At 68.6% G+C, this 25300-nt stretch carries 20 protein-coding genes and 1 riboswitch; of the genes, 14 read left to right on the top strand and 6 right to left on the bottom strand.

Going from position 1 to position 25300, the window contains the following annotated elements; genetic code table 11:
- Positions 1-15: 15 nt before the first annotated feature.
- The 4 genes from ACFVWL_RS00445 to mfd form a co-directional block, all read right to left on the bottom strand.
- A complete protein-coding gene (locus tag ACFVWL_RS00445) occupies positions 16-1458 on the bottom strand; it encodes an APC family permease (protein WP_387177278.1) in 1443 nt (480 codons plus the stop codon).
- A gap of 159 nt (positions 1459-1617) precedes the next feature.
- Entirely contained in the window at positions 1618-4587 is a 2970-nt protein-coding gene (locus tag ACFVWL_RS00450) for an aminotransferase (RefSeq protein WP_387177280.1), read from the bottom strand.
- Positions 4584-5210, bottom strand: a complete 627-nt coding sequence (locus tag ACFVWL_RS00455; RefSeq protein WP_387177282.1) for a gamma carbonic anhydrase family protein — start codon at positions 5208-5210, stop codon at positions 4584-4586. Before ACFVWL_RS00455 ends, ACFVWL_RS00450 begins: the two co-directional genes overlap by 4 nt.
- Positions 5211-5245: 35 nt before the next feature.
- On the bottom strand, positions 5246-8821 hold the full coding sequence (gene mfd / locus ACFVWL_RS00460) for a transcription-repair coupling factor (protein WP_387177283.1): 3576 nt from the start codon (positions 8819-8821) through the stop codon (positions 5246-5248).
- Between the two features lie 78 nt (positions 8822-8899).
- Between mfd and ACFVWL_RS00465 the strand changes: the two genes are divergently transcribed.
- The 7 genes from ACFVWL_RS00465 to ACFVWL_RS00495 all read left to right on the top strand — a co-directional run bounded on the left by ACFVWL_RS00465 (position 8900) and on the right by ACFVWL_RS00495 (position 14517).
- Entirely contained in the window at positions 8900-9463 is a 564-nt protein-coding gene (locus ACFVWL_RS00465; RefSeq protein WP_387177285.1) for a GNAT family N-acetyltransferase, read from the top strand.
- Positions 9464-9535: 72 nt separating this feature from the next.
- Complete coding sequence (locus ACFVWL_RS00470) at positions 9536-10399, top strand: Fpg/Nei family DNA glycosylase (RefSeq protein ID WP_387177287.1); 864 nt, start codon at positions 9536-9538, stop codon at positions 10397-10399.
- 78 nt (positions 10400-10477) lie between these two features.
- Positions 10478-10622: riboswitch (FMN riboswitch) on the top strand.
- Positions 10623-10684: 62 nt separating this feature from the next.
- Complete coding sequence (gene ribD / locus ACFVWL_RS00475) at positions 10685-11746, top strand: bifunctional diaminohydroxyphosphoribosylaminopyrimidine deaminase/5-amino-6-(5-phosphoribosylamino)uracil reductase RibD (RefSeq protein ID WP_387177289.1); 1062 nt, start codon at positions 10685-10687, stop codon at positions 11744-11746.
- Positions 11746-12375: a riboflavin synthase gene (locus ACFVWL_RS00480; protein WP_387177291.1), complete on the top strand. Its 630-nt coding sequence runs from the start codon at positions 11746-11748 to the stop codon at positions 12373-12375. Before ribD ends, ACFVWL_RS00480 begins: the two co-directional genes overlap by 1 nt.
- Positions 12372-13640: a GTP cyclohydrolase II gene (gene ribA, locus ACFVWL_RS00485; RefSeq protein WP_387177293.1), complete on the top strand. Its 1269-nt coding sequence runs from the start codon at positions 12372-12374 to the stop codon at positions 13638-13640. The genes ACFVWL_RS00480 and ribA overlap by 4 nt, the downstream gene beginning before the upstream one ends.
- Positions 13637-14110, top strand: coding sequence for a 6,7-dimethyl-8-ribityllumazine synthase (gene ribH / locus ACFVWL_RS00490; protein ID WP_028503763.1), 474 nt, complete (start codon positions 13637-13639; stop codon positions 14108-14110). The genes ribA and ribH overlap by 4 nt, the downstream gene beginning before the upstream one ends.
- A gap of 53 nt (positions 14111-14163) precedes the next feature.
- Positions 14164-14517 (top strand): Fe-S protein, encoded by a 354-nt coding sequence (locus ACFVWL_RS00495; RefSeq protein WP_387177296.1) that lies wholly within the window; start codon positions 14164-14166, stop codon positions 14515-14517.
- A 43-nt stretch (positions 14518-14560) separates the two neighbouring features.
- Here ACFVWL_RS00495 and ACFVWL_RS00500 read toward each other — a convergent pair whose 3' ends face one another.
- The gene (locus ACFVWL_RS00500; RefSeq protein ID WP_387180882.1) at positions 14561-15547 is read right to left on the bottom strand and encodes a LacI family DNA-binding transcriptional regulator; all 987 of its coding nucleotides are present in this window, start codon (positions 15545-15547) and stop codon (positions 14561-14563) included.
- 159 nt (positions 15548-15706) lie between these two features.
- On the opposite strand from ACFVWL_RS00500, the gene ACFVWL_RS00505 reads away from it, so the two are divergent.
- From ACFVWL_RS00505 to ACFVWL_RS00525, 5 genes are all read left to right on the top strand, one after another.
- Positions 15707-16624: a carbohydrate ABC transporter permease gene (locus ACFVWL_RS00505; RefSeq protein ID WP_387177298.1), complete on the top strand. Its 918-nt coding sequence runs from the start codon at positions 15707-15709 to the stop codon at positions 16622-16624.
- Between the two features lie 46 nt (positions 16625-16670).
- The gene (locus ACFVWL_RS00510) at positions 16671-17516 is read left to right on the top strand and encodes a carbohydrate ABC transporter permease (protein WP_028503759.1); all 846 of its coding nucleotides are present in this window, start codon (positions 16671-16673) and stop codon (positions 17514-17516) included.
- A gap of 69 nt (positions 17517-17585) precedes the next feature.
- A complete protein-coding gene (locus tag ACFVWL_RS00515) occupies positions 17586-18941 on the top strand; it encodes an ABC transporter substrate-binding protein (protein WP_387177300.1) in 1356 nt (451 codons plus the stop codon).
- 76 nt (positions 18942-19017) lie between these two features.
- Positions 19018-20772: a beta-galactosidase family protein gene (locus ACFVWL_RS00520; protein WP_387177302.1), complete on the top strand. Its 1755-nt coding sequence runs from the start codon at positions 19018-19020 to the stop codon at positions 20770-20772.
- Between the two features lie 156 nt (positions 20773-20928).
- Positions 20929-22389 (top strand): MFS transporter, encoded by a 1461-nt coding sequence (locus tag ACFVWL_RS00525; protein ID WP_387177304.1) that lies wholly within the window; start codon positions 20929-20931, stop codon positions 22387-22389.
- A gap of 23 nt (positions 22390-22412) precedes the next feature.
- Here ACFVWL_RS00525 and ACFVWL_RS00530 read toward each other — a convergent pair whose 3' ends face one another.
- Complete coding sequence (locus ACFVWL_RS00530; RefSeq protein WP_387177306.1) at positions 22413-23036, bottom strand: HAD family hydrolase; 624 nt, start codon at positions 23034-23036, stop codon at positions 22413-22415.
- Between the two features lie 74 nt (positions 23037-23110).
- Between ACFVWL_RS00530 and ACFVWL_RS00535 the strand changes: the two genes are divergently transcribed.
- Complete coding sequence (locus ACFVWL_RS00535) at positions 23111-23317, top strand: AsnC family protein (RefSeq protein ID WP_387177307.1); 207 nt, start codon at positions 23111-23113, stop codon at positions 23315-23317.
- Positions 23318-23395: 78 nt separating this feature from the next.
- Positions 23396-25282: an ABC transporter ATP-binding protein gene (locus ACFVWL_RS00540; RefSeq protein ID WP_387177309.1), complete on the top strand. Its 1887-nt coding sequence runs from the start codon at positions 23396-23398 to the stop codon at positions 25280-25282.
- Positions 25283-25300: the final 18 nt, after the last annotated feature.

Consider the following 25300-nt stretch of genomic DNA (forward strand, 5'->3'; position numbering starts at 1 on the left):
TTCACCGCACTGTCGTCAGCTCTCGTCGACCGGCACCTTGTCGACCGGCTCCTTCACCACCTTGTTGTATCCGGTCACCGCCTGGTTCTCGTCGAAGGCGACGACCTTCTTGCGGAATCCCTTCGTGATGATCGCGAGGTAGACGACTCCGATCGCCGTCCACACGAGGCCTCCGCGCAGAGCGTCTTCGTGCAGGTTCGCCCAGAGCAGGCCCGTGAGCACCATGCCGATGCCCGGCATCACGATGAAGCTGAAGATGTCGCCGGGCGTCTTGCGGCGGCCCTTGCGGATCGCGAACCAGGCGATCACCGAGATGTTGACGAATGTGAAGGCGATCAGTGCGCCGAAGTTGATCCACGCCGCGATCAGCTCGAGCGTGAACGGGATCGCCAGCAGCGAGATCGCGCCCACCAGCACGATGTTGAACGTCGGCGTGTGGGTGCGCGGGTTGATGTAGCCGAACGCCCGCTGCGGGAGCACGTTGTTGCGCCCCATCACCAACAGCATGCGCGACACCGAGGCATGCGAGGCGAGGCCCGAGGCGAGGGTCGCGCAGAAGCCGGCCGCCGTCAGCACGGCCATCAGCACGGGACCGCCGACCAGGTTGCCGATGATCGGCAGCGTCGAGTCCTCGACGAACTGCATGTCGCCGCCCGGGGCGAACTCGTTCCAGTCGGGGAAGCGCAGCTGCGTGAGGTAACCGGAGATGAGGAAGATGGCGCCGCCCAGCAGCACCGTCAGCAGGATGGCCTTGGGCATGATCTTCGGATCCTTCGCCTCCTCCGCGTACATCGTGACCGCGTCGAAGCCGATGAATGAGAAGCAGACGATCGTGGCGCCCATCAGCACCGCGCCCATCGTGGCGCCGTCGTGGAAGAACGGGGTCATCGACGCGACCGTCCCCGCCCCGTCGCCGCGCATCAGCTGGGCGATCACCATCACGACGAACACAGCCATCACGACGATCGAGAACACGAGCAGGATCATGTTCATGTTCGAGGTGCCGCGCATCGTCAGGTAGATGATGCTCGTGACGAGGATGCAGTAGAGCACGACCCAGATCCACCCCGGGATATCGGGGAACAGTGCCTCCAGATAGCTGCGGATGATGAGGCAGTTCACCATCGGCAGCAGCACGTAGTCGATCAGCGACGTCCAGCCGACCATGAACCCGAGGTTGGGGTGGATCGACTCGCGTACGTAGGTGTAGGCCGATCCGGCGCTCGGGATCGCGCTGGAGATCTTGCCGTAGCTGATCGCGGTGAACACCATCACGACCAGGGCGACGAGATACGCGGCCGGTACGACGTCGTCCGTGTCGCGGGCGACCATGCCGAAGGTGTCGAACACGACCGTCGGCGTCATGTACCCGAGCCCGAGCCCGACGATCGCCCACAGCCCGAGATTTCGTCTGAGCGTCCCTCCGCCGTGCGCGAGCGGCTTCGTCTTCGTGGCCATGGGTACTCCTCGGGGGACAGCGCATGGGTCGGACTTCGGGTCGTCCGACGCTGAGCAACAGTATGGACCGGAGGGAATCGCCAGCGCTACGGTCAATTCGGTTCGAAATACGCTTTTAACAATCCGAACGACGAAGGGATTCGAAGATGCGGTCCTGAGTCACCATCCCTCGGTGAGCACCCGATCCAGCATCTCGACGACGTGATCGGCACTCTGCGCCGTGAGGCACAGCGGCGGTTTGATCTTCAGGACGTTGGATCGTTCGGAGGTCGTCAGAACGATCACGCCCAGTTCGCGCATCCGCTCGCAGATCGCCGCGGCCTCGGCGGCAGCAGGCTCCATGGTGTCGCGATCGCGCACGAGTTCGACGCCGAGGTACAGCCCCTCGCCGTGCACGACGCCGATCAGCGGATGCCGGTCGACGAGGTCCCGAAGGCCCTCGGCGAGGCGCGCGCCGATCACTGCCGCGTTGTGCTGCAGTCCCTCCTCGGCCATCGCATCGAGCACCGCGATGCCGACGCGGCAGCTGAGCGTGCTGCCGCCGGCGGAGGAGAAGAACTGGCCCTGCGTCGACAGGGCGTCCGCGATGCGCCTCGAGGTGATGACCCCTCCGATCGGGTAGCCGTTGCCCATCGGCTTCGCGATCGTGACGATGTCGGGCACGACGTCGGCGAGCTCGAATCCCCAGAAGGCGGATCCCATCCGTCCGAAGCCGACCTGCACCTCGTCGGCGATGCACAGTCCGCCCGCCGCCCTGATCTGCGCGTACGCCCCGGCGAGGTAGCCCTCGGGGAGCACGACGCCACCCGCGTTGCCGAGGATCGACTCGCACAGGAACGCGGCGACCTCTCGTCCGTCGTCCTGCAGCCGATCGAGATCGGTCGCGAGGTCGGCGAGGTAGTCTTCCGCGACGTCTTCGCCTCGATACGTGCCGCGGAAGCGGTTGGGCACATCGGCCACGTGCACCCAGTCGGGTCGCGTCTCCCCGGCGAACGGGTTGTCATAGGCGCTGGTGGTGACCGCGTCGCTCGCCATCGTCCAGCCGTGATAGGCCTCTCGCAGTGCGACGACCGTGCGACGACCGGTCGCCGCCTGCGCCAGGCGGATGGCGAGATCGACCGCCTCCGAGCCGCTGTTGACCAGCAGCACCGTGTCGAGTCCGCTCTCCTCCGGCATCAAGGCGAGAAGTCGTTCGCTGTACTCCGCGAGGTCGCGGAAGAGGAAGCGGGAGTTCGTGGCGAGGGTCCGCAGCTGGCGGTCTGCCGCGTCCGCGACCTTCGGGTGGGCGTGGCCGAGACCGGCGACGTTGTTCACCATGTCGATGTAGGTGCGCGCGGTGGTGTCGATCAGATGATGCCGCCATCCGCGCTCGATCTGGGGCGGGCGCTCGTAGTAGCGCTCCTGCGCCGCAGCGAAGATCCGCTCGCGGCGGTGCAGCTCCGCCTCCGCATCATCCCGCTGCGCGAAGGACGGCAGACCGAGCAGAGGTGCGGGGTCGGCGGTGAGACGGCTCCATGCCGGGACGCGGTCAGGGGCGACCAGCGGTGCTCCGTCCGCCTGCTGCTCGGGGGCGTCCTCGCGGTGGATCCCGACGGTCATGCGCCGAGGTTCGAAGGCCGCGGCGACCCAGCCCACCGTCTCACCGGCGCTCACGGGGCGCTCCCGGCGCTCTTCCGCATCGAGGCCTGTGATCTCGAGCACCCAGTCGCGGCCATCACCCGGACCGTCCAGGTCGAGGATGAGACGTGCGACCGTGCCCCGCTGCGTCACCCGCCCGCTCGCAGGAGCCGCCACCCTCACTCGGGGGCCCGGAGGGAAGTGCAGTTCGCAGGCGGTCGCCCAGGTTCGCCCGGGTTCTGCATCGTCGACGCGTGCTCGCGTCAGCCGGAACACCCCGTACGGCATGACCGCCACAGCGACCCCGAGCTCGATCGCCTCGGCGACCAGGTGCTGCTCAGCGCTCTCTTTGAGCCAACGCCCGCGGTCGAGGACTGCGGACTCGACACCGGGATCGATCACGGCCACGCGGCCGGCGAGATCCGGCAGCAGCACGGCGAGCGGTGCGGCATCCGGCTCCGCCATCGGCTCGACGGCATCGAAGCCATGCGCGTCGATTCCCACCGCGGCGCACACCTGCTCGGTCATCTCGACGAGCGGCAGCAGCGTCGCGGCGTCGAAGATCGCCTGCTCGCCCGCGACCCGCTCCCGTGCGTAGTCGTTGTCGCCGTCGATCTCGAGCTGACGCCATCCGCTCGCCACCAGCAGCGCGGCGCGCAGCACCACGAGCGGCCAGACGGCCTCGGCCTCCGCCGCGCTCAGGGGCGCGTGCCGGTGGAAGGCGGTGACCGTCTCGATCACCCGCAACGGACGCTCCGGCTCATGGTGCAGCATCGACGAAGCGCAGACCGCGAGCTCGGCGACGCGCCAGCCGAGACCGAGGTCGCCGAGATCGAGGACCGTCTGAGGGTGCAGCCGGGAGTCCGCCCCGCGCTCCCCCATCACGTTGTCGTCGGTGAGGTCGCCGTGGATCGCCTGCACCGGAAGTCGCTCGGCGAGCGGTGCGAGTGCGGCCTGCGCCTTCGCCGCCGCTCGCAGCACCCGGCCGCGAAGTGCGGCATCGGCGATGGACGGCGCAAGTGCCCCGATCTGCTCGTGTGCCACGCGCATGTCCCACATCTGCGCGCGATCGAGACCGAGGTGTTCGAGAGGCGCCAGCGCATTGACGGAGGCGGCGGCGAGCGCCCCGAACTCCGCGAGGACCACCGGGGCGAGGTAGCCGGCATCCACCAGCGACTCCCCCGACGCGAACTCGCTGCGCCGCGCGGCGAACCCGTTCCAGCGCTGTGTGAGCGCGCCGTCGAGGCCGCGGAGCACCGACGGCACACGAACACCCGCCTCGCGGTAGGCGTCGATGGCGGCGTGCTGCGCATCGCGTTCCGCCTCGCCGACCACCGGGTTGTCGATGCGCAGCACGCTCCTCGTGCCGTCGTCCGCTGTGAGCAGGAAGTTCCGGTCCTGGTTGCTGCCGAGTTCCTCTGCCGTCGCCGTGATCCCGTAGCACGTGAGCGCGATGCGCGCGGCATCGTCGGTGCTGACGTCGGGGCGGACCAGGCCCCCGCCGCCCGTCATGCGCGGTGCTGCCCGCGGTGCGCGTCGTCGAGGCTCACGTCGTGTGCATGCCGCGCGAGCGAGCTGCCGTAGCGCTCGGTCAGCTGCACCATCAGGTCGGGGGTGTCCCGATCGACGCCGAAGACGTGCCCGGGGAAGTCGAGGTCGGGCTGCGCCGCCGCGATCTCCTCCTCACGATCCGGCGAGAACAACTGCGCAGGATCGCCGACCGCCACCCAGCCGATCGGCACGACCGTGCCCTCCGGCAGCACCGCGCGGCGGAGCACGATCGCGTTCACGCGCACCTCGCAGCGCGGCCCGATCAGGGATCCGTTGAACAGCCGCGATCCCGAGGCGAGGAACGTCTCCTCTCCCACTGTCGCGCCCGCGATGCTCGACAGCGTGCCGATCAGGGTGTGCGACCCGATGTGCACGGCATTCGCCGCCGTCGCTCGGATGAGTGCGTTCTCCATCACGATGACGTGCTCACCGAGGGTGATCGCCCCTCCTTCGGCGGTGATCACGGCACCGTGCAGCACCTGGCAGCCGGGCCCGATCTCCACGTCGCCGGAGACGACGGCGGTGGGGGCGATGACGGCGGTGTCATGGACGCGGGGCCGAGCCCCGAGGTGCTCGTACAACATGCGGCCAGACTAGTACCGCGGCCCGCACCCGTGCGCTACTCGGTCTTGACCGGTTCGGGGAAGATCGCGGTGAACAGCTGACCGACCCACTCGAGCAGCTGCGCGTCGGGAAGCGGTTCGAGCCCCACGCCGACGGCGGCGGGGACGGTCGGCATCGGCACGACCAGCGCCTCCCCTCCGGCCACGAGCTTCGCCTTCGGGTAGAGCCGCTGCAGTCGCACCTTGATCGAGTCCTCGAGCCGGGCGGGCGCGATGCGCAGATTCGAGCCCATCACGACCACATCCGTCAACCCGGCCCGTGCGGCACGGCGGCGCAGGCGCGAGATCGCCAGCAGCCCCTCGACCTCTTCGGGCGGAGTCCCGTAGCGGTCGACGAGCTCTTCGATGACCAGGTCGATCGCGTCGTCCTTCGCTGTCGCCGCCGAGGCCGCGGAGAGCTTCTGGTAGGCCTCGAGGCGCAGTCGCTCGCTGTCGATGTAGTACTCGGGGATGCGCGCGTCGAGAGGAAGCTCGAGACGCAGCTCCTGCCCGGTCTCGACCTCGTCGCCGCGGAACGTCGCCACGGCCTCGCCGATCATGCGCAGGTACAGGTCGAATCCGACGCCCGCGATGTGACCGGCCTGCTCGGCGCCGAGGAGGTTGCCCGCTCCGCGCAGCTCGAGGTCTTTCAGCGCGACCTGCATGCCCGAGCCCAGGTCGTTGTTGACCGCGATGGTCTGCAGACGGTCGGCCGCGGTCTCGCTCAGGGGCTTCATCTCGTCGTACAGGAAGTATGCGTACGCCCGTTCGCGGCCTCGTCCGACGCGCCCACGCAGCTGATGAAGCTGGCTGAGCCCGTACTTGTCGGCGCGGTCGATGATGATCGTGTTCGCGTTCGCGATGTCGAGACCCGTCTCGATGATGGTGGTCGAGACGAGCACGTCGAACTTGCGCTCCCAGAAGTCGTCGACGACCTGTTCGAGCTGATGCTCGCCCATCTGTCCGTGGGCGACCGCGATCCTGGCTTCCGGCACGAGTTCGGCGAGCTCGCTCGCCACACGCTGGATCGACTGGACGCGGTTGTGCACGAAGAAGATCTGCCCCTCGCGGAGAATCTCGCGACGGATCGCCGCGGCCATCTGCTTGTCGCTGCGCGGGCCGACGAACGAGAGGATCGGATGCCGGTCCTCGGGCGGGGTCGCCAGCGTCGACATCTCGCGGATGCCGGTGACCGCCATCTCGAGCGTGCGCGGAATGGGGGTGGCGCTCATGGCGAGGATGTCGACGTTGGTCTTCATCTTCTTGAGGGTGTCCTTGTGCTCGACGCCGAACCGCTGCTCCTCGTCGATGATCATCAGACCGAGGTCTTTGAACATCACCTGATCGGTGAGGATGCGGTGGGTGCCGATCACCATGTCGACCGAGCCCTCCAGCAGACCCTGCAGGGTGAGCCGCGCCTCCTTGTCGGTCTGGAAGCGCGACAGCGGCCGCACCTTGACCGGGAATCCTGCGAAGCGCTCGGTGAACGTCTCGAGGTGCTGCTTCACCAGCAGCGTCGTCGGCACGAGCATCGCGACCTGCTTGCCGTCCTGGATCGCCTTGAACGCGGCGCGCACGGCGACCTCGGTCTTGCCGAAGCCGACGTCACCCGAGAGCAGGCGGTCCATCGGGATCGGCCGCTCCATATCGGCCTTGATCTCGTCGATCGTCTGCAGCTGGTCGAGGGTCTCGGCGAACGGGAACGCCTCTTCCAGCTCGCGCTGCCATGGCGTGTCGGGGCCGAAGGCGTGGCCCTTGGCGCTCATGCGGGCGGAGTAGAGCTTCACGAGCTCGACGGCGATGTCGCGAACGGCCTTGCGTGCCTTGCCCTTGGCCTGCGACCAGTCGCTGCCGCCCATCTTCGAGAGCGTCGGGGCCTCGCCGCCGACGTACTTCGACAGCAGGTCGAGCTGATCCGTCGGCACGAACAGCTTGTCGCCCGGGTAGCCGCGCTTGGACGGCGCGTACTCGAGCACGAGGTAGTCGCGCACCGACTTGGTGGCGTTGCGCCCACCCGTCGACACCTCGCGCTGAGTCATCTCGACGAAGCGGCCGATGCCGTGGGTCGCGTGCACCACGAAGTCGCCCTGCTTGAGCTGCAGCGGGTCGACGACGTTCTTGCGTCGCGACGCGAGCTTCTTGACGACGCGCTGGTCGCCGCCGATCGTGCGGCCGTAGAACTCGTTGTCGGTGAGGACCGCGAGCTTCGCCTCGGCCACCTGGAAGCCGGCCTCGACAGACCCGGTGACCAGCGTCGCGACGCCGCCCTCCGGGGCCTCGGTGAGCGTCTCGACCACGCGGGCGGCCAGGCCCCGGTCGGCGAGCACGTCGCGTGCACGGTCGACCAGGCCGTGCCCGGCGGCGATCACGACCACACGCCAGCCGTCGGCGACCTTCGCCTCGACGAACGAGATCGCACCGTCGACGTTGCCGTGGAACGACGGGATGACGGCAGCCCCGAGGTTGGTCGCCTCCGCGTCGCCCTCGCCGAGTCCGGCGCCGAACGGGCTGAGCCGCCACCACACGCCGCCGCGGTCGCGCACGACCTCGCGGAGCTCGGCGATCGTCAGGAAATCGCCGGCGCCGAGATCGATGGGTGCGGAGGCGCCGGAGGTGGCCGCGCTCCAGGCCGCATCGAGGAACTCGCGGTTGGTGTCGCCCAGGGTGATGGCGCGGGCGCTCGAGCGCTCGGGATCGATGACCGCCGTGGCGCTCCCGGACGGCAGGTACTCGGCCAGCGACTTCAACGGTCCAGCGACGGCGGGAAGCAGCGACTCCATCCCCTCCACCGGGATGCCCTCGGCCATCTTCTCGAGCATGCCCGAGATCGCCGGGAAGCCGCCGACGAGGGCGCGGGCACGATCGCGGACCTCGGCCGTGAGCAGCAGCTCGCGCGTCGGCGGAAGGTCGACGCCCGTGACGTCGCCCGGCAGCGAGCGCTGGTCGGCGACCGAGAACGCGCGGATCTGGTCGATCTCGTCGCCGAAGAACTCGACGCGGTAGGGGTGCTCCGAGGTGGGAGGGAAGACGTCGAGGATGCCGCCGCGCACCGCGAACTCGCCGCGGCGCGACACCATGTCGACGCGGGAGTATGCCCGCTCGACCAGCTGCTCCACCACGCGGTCGAGTTCGTGCCCGCGGCTGGCGACGGCGAGTTCGAGCGGGGCGATCTCGCCCAGGTTGCCCGCGATCGGTTGGAGTGCGGCCCGCACGGATGCCACGACGACGAGCGGGTGATCACCCGACCACTCCGCGATGCGGCGCAGCGTCTGCAGTCGCTGGCCGACCGTGTCGGGGCTCGGGCTGAGCCGCTCGTGCGGCAACGTCTCCCAGGCCGGGAAGGTGAGGATGTCGGCGTCGGGCAGATACGCGTGCATCGCCAGCGCGAGACTCTCGGCCCTCCGGCCCGTGGGGACGACGGCGAGCAGGGCGGCCGGGTGTCCTGCCGCCGTCCGCCTCTCGAGCAGACCGGCGAGCGCCGGGGCGTCGAGCCCGTCGACCAGGCCGAGGTCGGCATCGGTGCGCGCCCAGCTGAGGGCGTCACGGTACAGAGACGCCTCTTCCAAGGCGCGCAGAATCCCCGGAACAGTCACCGGATAAGACTAGTCGCGACCACGGACACTCCGGCCGCCGCGCCCGGCGAGAGTCGCTCGCCTGCCTAGGCTGTCGGGATGGAATCCGTCGTCCTCACCACCGAACGCCTCGTCCTCCGCGCCCCGACGGAGGCGGACATCGATGCGATCGCGGATGCCTGCCAGGACCCGGAGATCGCACGCTGGACCACGGTGCCGAGCCCGTACACCCGCGACGACGCCGAGGAGTTCGTGCGCCTGGTGGCTGCGCAATGGGACGCCGGTTCGGAGGTCGTCTGGGGCATGTACGCGGATGGCGAGCTCGTGGGCATGATCGGTCTTCACAACATGACCGAGCACTTCACGGGTGCGACCGCCGAACTCGGCTATTGGGTGACGGAGGGTGCACGGGGCCAGGGATATCTCACGGAAGCGGCCAGTGCCGTGATCGACTGGGGGTTCGTCGGACTCCGGCTCGTCCGCATCCGCTGGCAGGCCGTCGCCGGGAACATCCCCTCCGCCCGTGCTGCCCGAGCCCTCGGCTTCCGCTACGAAGGTCTGCAGCGGCAGGCACTGACGAGCCCGCGCGGTCGTGACGACGGCTGGACGGCCGCTCTTCTGCCCGGTGACGACCGCACGCCCGTGGTCTGGCCGGTCCTCTGAGGCCCGATCGTCTGAGCCACGGCCGCGAGCGGGACACGTGACAGTGTCGGCGGCCGATGACAGGATGAACGCATGCCGGAGATGCCCGAAGTCCAGGGCCTGACCACCTTCCTCGCCGAGCGCGCCGTGGGACGCACGATCACGCGCGCCACCGTCTCGGCGATCGCCGCGCTGAAGACCTACGACCCGCCGATCTCCGCACTGCAGGGCGCCACGATCACACAGTCCGCTCGTCTCGGGAAGTTCGTCGTGCTCTCCTGCAGCGATGACCTGCACCTGGTGTTCCACCTCGCGAAGGCCGGGTGGCTGCGCTGGTACGAGACGCTTCCGACGACGCTCATCAAGCCGGGCAAGTCGCCCATCGCCCTCCGCGTCGCGCTCGACGACGGCAGCGGGTTCGACCTCACCGAAGCGGGCACGAAGAAGTCGCTCGCGGTCTACGTGGTGCGCGATCCGCAGGAGGTGCCCGGCATCGCCCGGCTCGGCCCCGATCCGCTCGACTCCTCGTTCACCCGCGATGCGTTCGCCACGCTGCTGGACGACCGGCGGATGCAGATCAAGGGGCTGCTGCGCGATCAGGCGGTGATCGCGGGCATCGGCAACGCCTACTCCGACGAGATCCTGCATGCCGCGCGCATGTCGCCGTATGCGATCGCCGGAAAGCTCGATGACGCCGAGATCGACCGCCTGTTCGCCGCCATGCGCGAGACCCTGACCGAGGCTGTCACCGAGGCCTCAGGAAAGCCGCCGGCCGACCTGAAGGATGCCAAGCGCCGCGGGATGCAGGTGCATGCACGCCGCGGAGAGGCCTGCCCGGTGTGCGGCGACACGGTGCGCAGCGTGTTCTTCGCCGACCGCTCGCTCGAGTACTGTCCCACCTGTCAGACCGGCGGCAAGGTGCTCGCCGACCGGCGTCTCTCCCGACTGCTGAAGTGACGGCGAGCGCAGACGGCGCCACCGATCCATGTCTCGGAATGAAATGCGCTCGGACGCGTTGAGTACACTCAGAGCAACAACGTGCTCCGGGGTCGGTGAGAATCCGAACCGGCGGTGACAGTCCGCGAGCGTCTCGAGAGATCGGGATGCCGATCCGGTGGAATTCCGGGACCGACGGTGATGCGAGGGAGACCTCGCTAGTCCGGAAGGGAGGCAGCACGAGGCGCATCCGTGCGTCCGTTCCGCCACCCCTGTCTGACCCGGAGCCTCAGAGGAGGACGACGGATGGCAGTGAACGCGGCAGAGCGCCACGCGATGGTTCGCGCGCTCCACCTCGCCGCCCGCGGACCGCGCGGGGCGAACCCGCAGGTCGGCGCGGTCATCCTCTCTCCCGACGGTACGGTGATCGCCGAGGGCTGGCATCACGGCGCCGGCACCCCGCACGCCGAGGTCGATGCGCTCTCGAAGCTCGCCCCCGGCGAGGCCAGAGGAGCGACAGCCGTCGTGACCCTCGAGCCCTGCAACCACACCGGCCGCACAGGTCCCTGCGCCGTCGCGCTCATCGAAGCGGGCGTCGCACGTGTGGTCTACGCGCTCGATGACCCCGGTGCCGCCTCGGGCGGTGGGGCGGAACGCCTCCGGTCCGCGGGAGTCGAGGTCGAGTCGGGCGAGCAGGCGGACGCCGCGCACACCCTGATCGCCGGATGGCTGACCGCCCAGCGACTCGGACGCCCGCATGTCACCGTCAAGTGGGCGCAGAGCCTCGACGGCCGCGCCGCCGCCGACGACGGATCGAGCCGGTGGATCACGGGGTCCGCCGCCCGCGCCGACGTGCACCGTCGCCGGGCAGCGGCCGATGCCATCGCGGTCGGCACCGGAACCGTGCTCGCCGACGACCCGGCCCTCACCGCCCGCGACGGCGACGCGCTGCTCCCCGATCAGCCGATCCCGGTGGTCATCGGGTCACGGCCCACTCCGGTCGACGCCGCGGTGCACCGGCATCCGCACGCTCCGCTGTTCTTCGACACCCGCGAGCTGCACGCGGTCGTGGCCGACCTGCACACCCGCGGTGTGCAGACCCTGTTCGTGGAGGGCGGCCCGACGCTCGCCAGCGCCTTCATCGAAGCAGGGCTCGCCGACCGCGTACTCGCCTACATCGCCCCGGTGCTGCTCGGCGGCCGCCGACTCGCCCTGACCGACATCGGCGTCGGATCCATCGCCGAGGCGCGCCGCCTGACCATCGACGAGTGGGTGCCCCTCGGGCACGACCTGCTCGCGATCGCACACCCTGCAGAAGACACGCACTCCGTGGAAGACGCAGACCCTCAGAACGAAGGAGCCGCCTGATGTTCACCGGAATCATCGAGGAGATGGGTGAGATCACCGCGATCGCCCCCTCCGGCGACGGCTGGCGCCTGACCGTGCGCGCCCCCCGCGCCGCCGCCGACGCCGTGCACGGCGAGTCGATCGCCGTCTCCGGCGTGTGCCTGACCGTGGTCGGCTCGACCGCCGACACGTTCGACACCGACGTGATGAAGCAAACGCTCGACGTCGCCGCGATCGGATCGGCGACGGTCGGCACCCGCGTGAACATCGAGAAGGCCATGCCGGTGGGCGCGCGACTCGGCGGACATATCGTGCAGGGCCACGTCGACGGAGTCGGCGACGTGCTCGAGGTGCGGCCCGGCGCCCAGTGGAGCGTCCTGCGCATCAGCCTGCCCGCCGACCTCGCCCCGCTCGTCGTCGACAAGGGCTCGATCTCGGTAGACGGCACCTCGCTGACCGTGAGCGCCGTCAGCGCCCCCGCAGACCCCTCCCCGTGGTTCGAGATCTCCCTGATTCCGGAGACCCTCGCCGCGACCACTCTCGGAATCCGCGCCGTCGGAGACCGCGTGAATCTGGAGACCGACATCCTCGCCCGCCACGTCGAGCGCCTGCTCGCGTTCCGCGCCGCACCGGAAGGAGGCTCGCGATGAGCCTTTCCACGATCGCCGAGGCCCTGGAGGCGCTGCGCGCCGGGCGCCCCGTTCTCGTCGCCGACGATGAGAACCGCGAGAACGAAGGCGATGTGATCCTGTCGGCGGAGCTCGCGACACCCGAGTGGGTGGCCTGGACCGTGCGCTGGTCGTCGGGGTTCATCTGCGCTCCGATGCCCGCCGACCTCGCCGACCACCTGAACCTGCCGCCGATGGTCGCCGCCAGCGAAGACGCCCGCTCGACGGCGTACACCGTGAGCGTCGATGCGGCTCAGGGCGTCACCACCGGCATCAGCGCCCACGATCGCGCGCACACGCTGAACGTGCTCTCGAACCCGGAGTCGACCTCGACCAGCATCATCCGCCCCGGGCACGTGCTGCCGTTGCGGGCGGTCGACGGCGGCGTGCGCGAGCGCAGCGGTCACACCGAGGCCGCGGTCGAGCTCATGAAGCTGGCAGGACTCCGCCCGGTGGGCGCGATCGCCGAGGTCGTCGCGGAGGACGGGAGCATGATGCGCCTTCCCGGACTGATCGAGCTCGGCGCCCGTGACGGCGTGCCGGTGATCACGATCGAGCAGCTCATCGCCCACCTCAACGAGATCGATCCCGAGGGAGCCACGCAGAGCGCGCACCGCGGACGTCGCGTGAGCCTGCGCGCCGACGCGACGGTGCCGACCACCCACGGCACCTTCCGCTTCCTCGCCTACAAGGACCGCATCACCGGCACCGACCACATCGCGGTCGTCTCCGGCGAACCCGGCGACACCGCGCTCGTTCGCGTGCACTCGGAGTGCCTGACCGGCGAGGCCTTCGGCTCGCTGAAATGCGAGTGCGGTCCGCAGCTCGACACCGCCCTCGACGCGATCCAGAAGGAGGGCGGGATCGTCATCTACATGCGCGGGCACGAGGGGCGAGGGATCGGCCTCATCAACAAGCTGCGCGCCTACAGCCTGCAGGAGGAGGGGCTCGACACCGTCGACGCCAACCTCGCACTGGGGCTGCCCGCCGACGCCCGCGACTACGCGGCGGCGGCCGGCATCCTCTCCGACCTGGGCGTGTCGAAGGTGCGCCTGCTGACGAACAACACCGACAAGGTCGCGCAGCTGCGTGAGCTCGGCCTCGACGTCGTCGAGCAGGTGCCGCTGATCGTCGGAGTGGGCCCGAACAACCACCAGTACCTGGAGACCAAGCGTGACCGGATGGGTCACATCATCGGCGAAGCGGAACTCGCAGAGGCGCTCGCCCACGGAGAGGACGACAAATGAGCGGCGCAGGAGCACCCGAGACCGGCAACATCGACGGACGGGGTCTGAACGTCGTCATCGTCGCCGGAACCTGGCATGAGACGATCTCGAACGGCCTGATCGCGGGTGCCGAGCGCGTGCTGGACGCGGCGCAGGCCACCCACCGACTGGTGCGCGTCCCGGGCTCTTTCGAGCTTGCGATCGCCGCGCAGGCCGCCTTCGCCGGCGGCGCGGATGCGGTCGTCGCGCTCGGAGTGATCATCCGCGGGGGCACACCGCACTTCGAGTACGTGTCGGCGGCGACCACCGATGGCCTCACCCGTGTCGCCCTCGACGCCGGCAAGCCGGTCGGCTTCGGCGTGCTCACCCTCGACGACGAGCAGCAGGGTCTCGACCGTGCGGGCCTGGAAGGCTCCAAGGAGGACAAGGGCGCCGAAGCAGCGGACGCTGCCCTGCGCACGGCCCTCGTGACCCGGGAGCTGCGCGGCTGAGGTCAGCCTGCCCTTGCTAGCGCAAAAGGGCTCCGCGCTCGTACGGTGAGGGCATGGAGACTCTCCGTCATATCGTGCTGTTCGTCCACCTCATCGGATTCGCCGTGCTGTTCGGCTCCTGGGCCGTGCAGGCATTCGGCGGCAAGCGGGAGTTCACCCGTCTGATGAACACCGGCATGGCGATCGCCGCCGTCGCGGGCCTCGCGCTCGCCGCGCCGTGGGGCATCTCGTACGAGCTCAACTACGTCAAGATCGGCGTCAAGCTCGTGATCCTGCTCGTCATCGGTGCGCTGCTCGGCATCGGTCTGGGGCGTCAGCGTCGTGGAACGGCTGTCCCGCCCGCGGTGTTCTGGCTGGTCGGCATCCTCACCGCCGCGAATGCCGCGATCGCCGCGATCTGGCGCTGATCCGCACCTCTGCGCTTCGCTGAGCCTTCCGCGCTGAGGGGCGTCAGCGGGTCCGCGGTGGCGCCGTGCTCGCCCGCACGATGAGCTCGGTGCCGACGAGCGGGGTCTGCTGCCGTTCGAGACCGTCGAGTTCGGCGAGCAGCGCGTCCACCGCGAGTGCCCCCACGCGCTCCGGGTGCTGCTGCACCGTGGTCAGCGGCGGCCACAGCTGTGCGGCATCGGGCAGACCGTCGAAGCCGACGATGCTGACGTCTTCCGGCACCTCGCGCCCGACTTCGCGGAAGGCACGCAGCACGCCGATCGCCATCTGGTCGTTCGCTGCGAAGACGGCCGTGACCCCCTCGATCTGCCGCAGTTCGACACCGGCCGCGTAGCCGGATGCCGCCGTCCAGTCCCCCGCGAGCGGCTCCGGCACCGCTCTCCGGTGCGTGTCGAGCGTCTCCCGCCAGGCCTCGCGACGACGCTCCGCGGAGTAGGAGCGCGCAGGACCGGTGACATGCCACACCGTGTCGTGGCCGAGCTCGAGAAGGTGCTCGGTCGCGAGCCGCGCGCCCTGCGCCTGGTCGGTGTCGACGAACGGATGCGTCTCGCCGCGGTTCGAGTCGACGAACACGACGGGAAGCGCATCCGGGATCTCGATGTCGGCCTCGTCGAGCTGGTGCGCCTCGATCACGATGATGATGCCGTCGACCGCGTGCTCTTCCAGCCGCCGGAAGGCGCCGGCCACGGTCTCTCCCGCACTCGACTCGACGGGGATGAGCGTGAGGGCGTAGCCGAGCTGCGCGGCGCGCACCGCGATGGCATCGAGCGTGCGCTGGTTGCCGTACGAGCTGAAGGAGAACATCACGACGCCGATGGTGCGGAAGCGCCCGGATCGCAGCGCACGAGCGGCACTGTTGGGACGGTATCCGAGGCTGTGCATCGCGGCCTCGACGCGCTCCCGCGTGGCGGCACCGACGTAGCCCCTGGCGTTGACGACCCGTGACACGGTCTGGCCGGATACGCCCGCCTCACGGGCGACGTCTTCCATCGAGGGCTCACGCCGACGCGTCGGCGCCTCGGTCGGATGCTCTGGGATCACGATCACCCATCCCCTCATATGTTGACGTTGACACACTAGCAGTCGATCGCATATGTTGACGTTGACACACGGCGCAGAGCGCGCCCGGAACGTACGAAGGACTCGTCGATGACGACTGAAATCCCCGCAGCCCTGGGTGCCCCCGGCATCCGGCGCCGCGACACGCGCGACTGGAAGGGATGGGCCTTCGTCGGCCCGTTCATGGTCGTGTTCGCCCTGGTGTTCCTGACGCCCCTCGCCTATGCGCTCTACCTGAGCTTCTTCCAGGAGAAGCTCATCGGCGGCACCGCCTTCGTCGGGCTGGACAACTACGCACGCGCACTCTCCGATCCGCAGTTCTGGGAGGCGTTCGGCCGCGTGCTGCTCTTCCTCGTCGTGCAGGTGCCGATCATGCTGATCCTCGCGCTCGGAGCCGCTCTCGCCCTCGACAGCGCCCGCCTGCGCGGCGCATCCTTCTTCCGCATCCTGATCTTCCTGCCCTACGCCGTCCCCGCGGTGGTGGCGGTGCTGATGTGGGGCTACATCTACGGAGACCAGTTCGGCCTCACGAGCAACATCAACGACTTCCTCGGCGTCGACGCGATCACGCCTTTCGCGAAGGAATGGATGCTGCTCTCGATCGGCAACATCGTCACGTGGGAGTTCGTCGGCTACAACATGCTGATCTTCTACTCCTCACTCAAGACCATCCCGACCGACATGTACGAGGCGGCATCTCTCGACGGTGCCGGGGCATGGCGCACGATCTTCTCGATCAAGATCCCGTCCGTGCGCGGAGCACTCGTGATCGCGACGATCTTCTCGATCATCGGCAGCTTCCAGCTCTTCAATGAACCCAACATCCTGCGCCCGCTCGCCCCGAACGTGATCACGACGTTCTTCACCCCGAACATGTACGCGTACAACCTGTCGTTCGCCGGGCAGCAGTTCAACTACGCCGCGACCATCGCCATCATCATGGGCGTCATCACCGCGGTCATCGCCTACGTCGTGCAGCTGCGCGGCTCGAAGTCGGAGGTGCGCTGACATGGCACTCCCCCTCGCCCGTCCCGCACGCCGACGCCACGATCCGATGAATCCGCGGAAGTCGAACACGCTGCTGATCGTCATGATCGTCTACGCGCTCTACACGCTCGTCCCGCTGGTCTGGCTGCTGTTCAGCTCGACCAAGACGCAGGCAGGGCTCTTCAGCTCGTTCGGGCTCTGGTTCGCCGACGACTTCGCCTTCTTCGACAACCTGGTCGCCACGTTCTCGTACCGCGACGGCATCTTCCTGCGCTGGCTCGGCAACACCCTGCTGTACGTCGTCGTGGGCGCCGGAGGAGCGACGCTGCTGGCCACGATGGCGGGCTACGGGCTCGCGAAGTTCCGCTTCCCCGGGCGACGCGCGGTGTTCGCCGTGGTCCTCGGCGCGGTGGCGGTGCCCGGTACCGCCCTCGCTGTCCCCACGTTCCTGCTGTTCAGCGAGCTCGGCCTGACCAACACTCCCTGGGCCGTGATCATCCCCTCGTTGATCAGCCCGTTCGGCCTCTACCTGATCTGGGTGTTCGCCTCCGAATCGGTGCCGACCGAGCTGCTCGAGGCCGCCCGCATCGACGGCGCCGGCGAGTTCCGCACGTTCTTCACGATCTCGATGCGACTGCTGGCGCCGGGGATCGTCACCGTGGCGCTGTTCACGGTCGTGGCCACCTGGAACAACTACTTCCTGCCGCTGATCATGTTGTCCGACCCCGCGTGGTATCCGCTCACCGTGGGCCTGAACCAGTGGAGCGCACAGGCCATCGGCGCCGGATCCCAGCCCATCTACAACCTCGTGATCATGGGCTCGCTGCTCACGATCATCCCGATCGTCATCGCCTTCCTGCTGCTGCAGCGCTTCTGGCAGTCAGGTCTCACCGCGGGAAGCGTCAAGCAGTAGCTCCCCGCACCTCTCCTGCATCACCTCTGCGATCCGACGCTGGATCGCACCTCCCGAAAGGACACAGCAATGAAGCACCTTCCCTCACCGACGCGGCGCACCCTCGTGGTGCTCGCCGCAGGAACCGTGGCGGCGCTGGCGCTGGCCGGATGCGGCACCGGCAGCGACGCCGGTTCCGGCGGCAGCGCGAGCTCCGGCTCGTTCGACTCGATCGAGGCCGCACTCGACAAGGGCGGCGAGATCACGTACTGGTCGTGGACGCCCTCTGCTGAGGCACAGGTCGAGGCCTTCCAGAAGGAGTACCCCAACGTCACGGTCAAGCTGGTGAACGCCGGCACCAACAACGAGGAGTACACCAAGCTGCAGAACGCGATCAAGGCGGGCTCCGGCGCCCCCGACGTCGTGCAGATCGAGTACTACGCCTTCCCGCAGTTCGCCCTGACCGACGCGTTCACCGACCTGTCGCAGTACGGGTTCGCCGACTTCGAGGACGACTACACGGCCTCCACCTGGAACTCGGTGACCGACGGCGAGGCGATCTACGGTCTTCCGCAGGACTCCGGGCCCATGGCCCTGTTCTACAACAAGACCGTGTTCGACGCCGCCGGGGTCGCCGTTCCCACCACATGGGACGAGTACTACGAGGCGGCGAAAGCGATCCACGCGGCGAACCCCGACGCGTACATCACCAACGACACGGGAGATGCGGGCTTCGCGACCTCGATGATCTGGCAGGCCGGGGGAAAGCCGTTCGAGACCTCGGGAACCGACGTCACGATCGACCTGCAGGATGCGGGGTCGAAGACGTGGACCGAGAACTGGAACCGCCTCGTCGAGGAAGACCTGCTCGCGCCGTACGGCAGCTGGAGCGACGAGTGGTTCCGCGCCCTCGGCGACGGCAGCCTCGCCAGCCTCGTGATCGGCGCCTGGATGCCCGCCAACCTCATCTCGGGTGCGCCCGATGGGTCCGGCGACTGGCGCGTCGCGCCGATGCCGACCTACGACGGCTCTCCGGCGAGCGCGGAGAACGGCGGCGGCGGACAGGCCGTCACGACACAGAGCAAGAACCCGGAGCTGGCGGCCGGATTCCTGTGGTGGCTGAACAACTCCGAGGACAGCATCTCGATCTTCCTCGAGACCGGCGGCTTCCCGTCGACCACGGCCGAGCTGTCGAGTGACGAATTCCTCGCCGAGGCGCCGGAGTACTTCGGCGGCCAGAAGATCAACGAGGTCCTCGCTGCTGCGGCCGACGACGTGGTGGAGGGCTGGAGCTACCTGCCCTACCAGGTCTACGCGAACAGCATCTTCGGCGACACCGTGGGCCAGTCGTACCAGGACGGCACCGACCTGAACATGGGCCTCACCGCCTGGCAGGATGCGCTGGTCGAGTACGGCAACGCGCAGGGCTTCACCGTCAACAAGTAACGCCGCGGGCTGAGCCGGTCCCGAATCCTCCGTACCGGAATCGGCTCAGCCCGCCTCATCGAAAGCACCACGACACGTGACCTCCTTCTCCCTCGGCGACACCGACTTCCTCCGCGACGGACAGCCGCACCAGGTGATCTCCGGCGCCATCCACTACTTCCGCGTGCACCCCGACCAGTGGCGCGACCGCATCCGCAAGGCACGGCTGATGGGGCTGAACACGATCGAGACGTACGTCGCCTGGAACGCGCACGAACCTCGGCGCGGAGAGTGGGATGCGACTGGATGGAACGATCTGGGGCGCTTCCTCGATCTGGTGCACGCCGAGGGGCTCGATGCGATCGTGCGACCAGGCCCCTACATCTGCGCCGAGTGGCACAACGGAGGCCTTCCGGTGTGGCTCACCGGGAGCGTCCAGGGTGTGCGCTCCTCCGCTCCGGAGTTCCTTCTCGAGGTGAGCGCCTATCTTCGCCGGGTGTACGACATCGTCGCCCCGCGGCAGATCGTCCACGGGGGGCCCGTCGTGCTGGTGCAGATCGAGAACGAGTACGGCGCCTACGGCACGGACCGGGCCTACCTCGAGGCTCTGGTCGCCGTCACACGCGACGCCGGGATCACGGTGCCGCTGACGACCGTGGATCAGCCCGTCGATCGGATGCTGAGTGACGGAAGCCTCCCGGAGCTGCACACGACCGGGTCGTTCGGCTCGCGGAGCGCCGAACGGCTGGCCACCCTGCGCCGGCATCAGCCGACCGGACCTCTGATGTGCTCCGAGTTCTGGGACGGTTGGTTCGACTGGTGGGGTGGGGTGCACCACACGACCGATGTCGTCACGGCCGCCGCCGACCTCGACGAGCTGCTGGCGGCCGGCGCATCGGTCAACATCTACATGTTCCACGGCGGCACCAACTTCGGGCTGACCAACGGCGCCAACCACAAGGGGCGCTACCTGCCTCTCGTGACCTCCTACGACTACGACGCCCCGCTCGATGAGGCGGGGAATCCGACGGAGAAGTTCTTCGCCTTCCGCGAGGTGATCGCCCGGTACGCGCCGGTGCCCGACGAGCTTCCTGCGGCGGCCGCCGCTGCGCCCGAGTTCGAGGTTCCGCTCCGAGCGGCGGGGCCGTGGACCGACATCGCCGACCCCGCGCCGACCACCGCTCTGCCGCAGACCTTCGACGCACTCGGGCATCTGAGCGCCCTCGTGCGCTACGACATCGAGCTGCCGGAGCGGAAAGGCGGCCTCCTCGTCGTCGACGAGGTGCGTGACCTCGCCTGGGTGAGCGTCGACGGCCACCCGGTCGGCACCCTCTCCCGCACCCGACACGACCGCGCGATGAGGATCCCGGATGGCCGCACCCTCCGCATCCTGGTCGAGGATCAGGGGCGCGTGAACTACGACCACCGGCTCGGCGAGGAGAAGGGACTGATCGGCGAGATCACCCTCGACGGCGCTCCGCTTTCGGGGTGGAGTTCGACACCGCTGGACGTCGCCGCAATCGCGGAGCAGAAGGCCATCACATCCCAGATCGAGGCCGCAGCCGCTGCCAACGCCGCCGGCAGCGGCCCGGTCGCATGGTCCGCCGAGTTCGCCCTGGATGCACCGGCTGACCTATTCCTCGACGCGGGGTCCTGGAGCAAGGGCTTCGCGTTCGTGAACGGCTTCTTCCTCGGCCGGTATTGGCGCAACGGCCCGCAGCGCACGCTGTACGTGCCCTCGCCCACGACGAGAGCAGGAGCGAACCGTCTGGTCGTCCTCGAACTCGAACAGCTCGTGTCGCCGAGGGCCGTCTTCGCCTGCACTCCGGCCCTCGGCGACACCGAGGAATAGCCCGCCGTTGATTCGAATCGCGTGAATGGTCGCAATCACAGGGGAAATACGACCAGTTGCGCGATTCGAAAGCACGGGTACGTACAGCAAACACTCAGGAAGGCGTAAACTCGCCCGAGTCCCTCGGCATACCGGGGACTCGATCGGAGGAGCTTCATGAGTACTGCCACTGCGCCCGCGAATCCTCGCTCGCGCGTCATCACCGCGAGCCTGGTCGGCACCACGATCGAGTTCTACGACTTCTACGCGTACGCGACGGCGGCCGTGCTCGTGTTCCCGGTGCTGTTCTTCCCCACCGGTGACGACACCACGTCGCTCCTCTCGTCGTTCGCGGTGTTCGGGGCCGCGATGGTCGCCCGCCCGATCGGCGCGGTGGTCTTCGGCCACTTCGGCGACAAGTTCGGGCGCAAGGCGACGCTCGTGGCGTCGCTGCTGACGATGGGTATCGCGACCTTCGTGATCGGCCTGCTGCCGACCTACCAGGACATCGGGTGGTGGGCCGCCCTGCTGCTGCTGATCCTCCGGCTCGCGCAGGGCTTCGCGCTCGGCGGCGAATGGTCGGGGGCGGCACTGGTCGCCACCGAGAACGCGCCCAAGGGCAAGCGCGCCTGGTACGGCACCTTCCCGCAGCTCGGCGCCCCGCTCGGCTTCATCATCGCCAACTTCCTCTTCCTCGCGATCAACTGGCTGCTGCCCCACGCCGAGAACCCGGTCCTGAAGTCCGAGGCGTTCCTCTCCTGGGGCTGGCGCATCCCGTTCCTGTTCTCGGCCGTGATGGTCATCATCGGGCTGTGGGTGCGACTGAAGCTCGTCGAGTCCGACACCTTCAAGAAGGCCGAGACGAAGGGCGTGATCCGCAAACTCCCGCTCGCAACCGTCTTCCGTCACCACTGGAAGCAGCTCATCCTCGGCACGTTCATCATGCTGGCGACGTACGTGCTGTTCTACCTGATGACGAACTTCACGCTCGCCTATGGCACGAAGGCCGCCTCACTCGAGACCGCCTCCGCCGCCGCGAAGGCCGCCGCCGAGGCAACGGGCGCCCCCTTCGACCCGATCAAGTTCGCGGCCCAGTTCTATCCCGGTCTCGGCTTCGGCTACACCGACTTCGTATTGATGCAGATCATCGGCGTGGTGTTCTTCGGTATCTTCACGCTGCTCTCCGGTCCGATCGCCGACGCGGTCGGACGACGGAAGCTGCTGCTGTGGGTCACCGGAACCATCATCGTGTTCGGTCTCACGTTCAACGCGTTCCTCCTGCCGGCCGTCGACCCGAAGTTCACGGGTGCACTCACCCAGGCATTCCTCGTGTTCGGGTTCATGCTGATGGGAGCGACGTTCGGCCCGATGGGTGCGCTGCTTCCCGAGCTGTTCCCGACCAACGTGCGCTACACGGGGTCGGCGATCGCCTACAACGTCTCGTCGATCCTCGGCGCGGCGGTGGCCCCGCTCATCGCCCTGAAGCTGTGGGAGGTGGCCGGCGGCGCTCCGTGGCTGGTGGGTCTGTACCTGTCCGCGATGGGTGTGCTGACGTTCATCGCGCTGATCCTCTCCCCCGAGACCAAGGACAGCGACTACGACGACGACCTCGGCGTCGCGGCAGCCGTCGAGCTCTGATCTTGCGGCCGTGGCGCCTCGCGTCACGGCCGCAGGAACTCCTCGATCGCGGCGATGGTCGTCGCGTTGTCGAGGTGTCGCACGGCACGGATCCCGACCGCCTCGGCACCGTCGACCGACACCTGATGGTCGTCGATGAAGAGCACGTCGTCCGGTTCCGCGCCCATGCGCTGCAGCGCTCGCCGGTAGGCCTCGGGATCCGGCTTGTTCACGCCCTGCTCATGGCTGTAGCAGATCGGGTCGAACACCTCGGAGAAACCGAAGCGTCGCTCCTCCTCCTCCCGCGCACCATCGGCGGAGTTGGAGAGGATCGCGGTCCCCGCGCGTGACGAGAGCGTTCGCGCGTAGTCGATCAGCTCGATGTTGCCGGTGCCGCAGTATGCGTCCCAGAAGTCCGCGCGCATGGCCGCGCACTGCTCATCGTCGAGTTCGAGCGCGGCGCCCACCGCCGCCCAGAACGCGGGCTCCGTGCCGACGGTGACATCGATCGCGGGAAGTTCGGCGCCCGCGATCCGCGCGTCGAACGCCGCCGTGTCGAGGCCGCTCACCGCGCGCCAGCGCTCCCACCACTCCTGCTGCCACGCGTCGTCGTCGACGACCTCCAGCACTCCCCCGATATCGAACAGGATCCACTTCTTCGTCGGCATCCCTCCAGACTGTCACGTCAACATGTATTGACAATCAGGGAGGCGTCAACGACGATTGACGCAGGAGGTCCACCATGACAATGCCGACCACGATCGCACAGGACGACGGGAGCGAGCCCCTGGCCGCGCTGCACCACCTCGCCGAGGTGCGAAGGGAGGTCGCCCGCGCCGAGGAGGCGAATGTGCGTCGCGCGCGGAACCTCGGTTACTCGTGGCAGGCGATCGCCAGCGCCCTCGGCGTGAGCAAGCAGGCGGCGCATCGGCGATTCGGCCGCTCCTGAGCCTCATACAGCCGCTCCATAGGATTCGACCGCGAACGAAGTACGGTCGAAGTACCATCTCCAGATAGAGGTCCCCGCATGTCCGGTTCGGCGACAGCACGCCGCCGCGGACGTGGCGCACAGCCTGAAGGCCCCCGCGCCACCTTCCGCCAGCTCCTCCCCTTCCTCTTCGAACACAAGCGCACCCTCATCGTGGTCGCGGTGCTCAGCGTCATCGGCGCGGCGACCTCGCTCGTGCAGCCGCTGCTCGTGGGCCAGGTCATCGAAGCCGTGCAATCCGACACCGGCATCGGGATCCTCGTCTGGCTGCTGGTCGGCTTCGTGGTCGTGTCGTCGATCATCTCCGGGTTCCAGCACTATCTGCTCCAGCGCACCGGCACCGCGGTCGTGTACTCGAGCCGCCGCAAACTGATCGCCCGCATCCTGCACCTGCCGACGTCGGAGTTCGACGCCCGCCGCACCGGCGACCTCGTCTCGCGCGTGGGCACCGACACGACGCTGCTCTACGCCGTGCTCACCCAGGGACTCGCAGACGCGGTCGGCAGCGCCGTGCTCTTCCTCGGCGCGCTCATCGCGATGCTCGTGATCGACCCGATCCTGCTGCTGCTCATCGTCGTGGTGATCGGTGTCTCCGTCGCGGTGGTCGTCCTGCTGAGCGGACGCATCCGCACCGCATCGACGGCACAGCAGGAGAAGGTCGGCGAGCTCGCCTCCGGCGTGGAGCGCGCGGTCGGCTCGATCCGGACCATCCGCGCCTCGGGGGCGACCGAGCGCGAGACCACCGCGGTGTCGGAGCTCGCCTCCGACGCATACGGCATCGGCGTGCGCATCGCCAAGATCTCCTCGATGGTCGTTCCCGTCTCCGGCATCGCGCTGCAGCTGTCGCTTCTCGTCGTCCTCGGCGTCGGCGGATTCCGAGTCGCCGCAGGGGCCATCACGATCGCCTCGCTGATCTCGTTCATCATGTTCCTCTTCCTGCTCGTGATGCCGCTGGCCACCACGTTCGGTGCGATCACGTCGGTGAACCAGGCCCTCGGCGCCCTCGGCCGCATCCAGGAGGTGCTCGACCTGCCCACCGAGTCTCAGGACGACGAGAAGATCGCCGCATCGCTGCCCTCCGAGGAAGCTGCCCCGCACGCACCCGCCATCGAGTTCCGCGACGTGCGCTTCCACTACCCCGCGAACGTCGTCGCTGCCCGTCAGGCGGCGGCGAAGGCAGCGCGGAACCTCCTCGCGGACGCGCACCTGGAGTCTGCGGAGGATGCCGCGCCCCCGGCGCAGGACCATGAAGTGCTCCGCGGGGTCTCGTTCGCCGTGCCGCACGGCTCCCGCGTCGCCCTGGTCGGCCCCAGCGGCGCCGGCAAGAGCACGATCCTGTCGCTGATCGAGCGCTTCTACGACCCGACCGGCGGATCGATCCGGCTGCACGGCCACGACGCGCGCACCTATCCGCGCGACGACCTGCGCGCCAACTTCGGCTACGTCGAGCAGGATGCGCCCACCCTCGCCGGCACGCTCGCCGAGAACCTGCGCCTCGCCTCGCCCGATGCGAGCGATGCCGACTGCGAACGGGTGCTGCGCGCCGTGAACCTCGGCGACGTGCTCGAGCGCAACCCGCTGGGCATCGAGGCCCCCGTCGGCGAAGACGGCGTGATGCTGTCCGGCGGCGAGCGTCAGCGCCTCGCGATCGCCCGCGCGCTGCTCACCGACGCCCCGATCCTTCTGCTCGACGAGTCGACGTCATCGCTCGACGGTGTGAACGAGCAGCGCATGCGTGAAGCGATCGACGCCGTCTCCACCGACCGCACGCTCATCGTGATCGCGCACCGCCTCTCGACGGTCGTCGACAGCGACCTGATCGTGGTGCTGCAGGACGGCGTCGTGGTCGGCCAGGGCACGCACGCCGAACTCGTGGAGTCGACGCCGCTGTACCGCGACCTCGCCCGGCATCAACTGCTCACCTGATTCACGTCCGTTCCCGGA

The sequence above is a fragment of the Microbacterium sp. NPDC058269 genome, assembly GCF_042881445.1.
Lineage (GTDB): Bacteria > Actinomycetota > Actinomycetes > Actinomycetales > Microbacteriaceae > Microbacterium.

What these genes read in the sequence shown, in the direction of transcription:
- ACFVWL_RS00540 (WP_387177309.1), top strand. Translation starts at nt 23,396, where the DNA reads ATGTCCGGTTCGGCGACAGCACGCCGCCGCGGACGTGGCGCACAGCCT.
- ACFVWL_RS00525 (WP_387177304.1), top strand. Translation starts at nt 20,929, where the DNA reads ATGAGTACTGCCACTGCGCCCGCGAATCCTCGCTCGCGCGTCATCACC.
- ribD (WP_387177289.1), top strand. Translation starts at nt 10,685, where the DNA reads ATGGCAGTGAACGCGGCAGAGCGCCACGCGATGGTTCGCGCGCTCCAC.
- ACFVWL_RS00465 (WP_387177285.1), top strand. Translation starts at nt 8,900, where the DNA reads ATGGAATCCGTCGTCCTCACCACCGAACGCCTCGTCCTCCGCGCCCCG.
- ACFVWL_RS00510 (WP_028503759.1), top strand. Translation starts at nt 16,671, where the DNA reads ATGAATCCGCGGAAGTCGAACACGCTGCTGATCGTCATGATCGTCTAC.
- ribH (WP_028503763.1), top strand. Translation starts at nt 13,637, where the DNA reads ATGAGCGGCGCAGGAGCACCCGAGACCGGCAACATCGACGGACGGGGT.
- ACFVWL_RS00535 (WP_387177307.1), top strand. Translation starts at nt 23,111, where the DNA reads ATGACAATGCCGACCACGATCGCACAGGACGACGGGAGCGAGCCCCTG.
- ACFVWL_RS00500 (WP_387180882.1), bottom strand. Translation starts at nt 15,547, where the DNA reads ATGGAAGACGTCGCCCGTGAGGCGGGCGTATCCGGCCAGACCGTGTCA.
- ACFVWL_RS00530 (WP_387177306.1), bottom strand. Translation starts at nt 23,036, where the DNA reads ATGCCGACGAAGAAGTGGATCCTGTTCGATATCGGGGGAGTGCTGGAG.
- ACFVWL_RS00470 (WP_387177287.1), top strand. Translation starts at nt 9,536, where the DNA reads ATGCCGGAGATGCCCGAAGTCCAGGGCCTGACCACCTTCCTCGCCGAG.
- ACFVWL_RS00495 (WP_387177296.1), top strand. Translation starts at nt 14,164, where the DNA reads ATGGAGACTCTCCGTCATATCGTGCTGTTCGTCCACCTCATCGGATTC.
- ACFVWL_RS00445 (WP_387177278.1), bottom strand. Translation starts at nt 1,458, where the DNA reads ATGGCCACGAAGACGAAGCCGCTCGCGCACGGCGGAGGGACGCTCAGA.
- ACFVWL_RS00480 (WP_387177291.1), top strand. Translation starts at nt 11,746, where the DNA reads ATGTTCACCGGAATCATCGAGGAGATGGGTGAGATCACCGCGATCGCC.
- ACFVWL_RS00450 (WP_387177280.1), bottom strand. Translation starts at nt 4,587, where the DNA reads ATGACGGGCGGCGGGGGCCTGGTCCGCCCCGACGTCAGCACCGACGAT.
- ACFVWL_RS00515 (WP_387177300.1), top strand. Translation starts at nt 17,586, where the DNA reads ATGAAGCACCTTCCCTCACCGACGCGGCGCACCCTCGTGGTGCTCGCC.
- ACFVWL_RS00455 (WP_387177282.1), bottom strand. Translation starts at nt 5,210, where the DNA reads ATGTTGTACGAGCACCTCGGGGCTCGGCCCCGCGTCCATGACACCGCC.
- ACFVWL_RS00505 (WP_387177298.1), top strand. Translation starts at nt 15,707, where the DNA reads ATGACGACTGAAATCCCCGCAGCCCTGGGTGCCCCCGGCATCCGGCGC.
- ribA (WP_387177293.1), top strand. Translation starts at nt 12,372, where the DNA reads ATGAGCCTTTCCACGATCGCCGAGGCCCTGGAGGCGCTGCGCGCCGGG.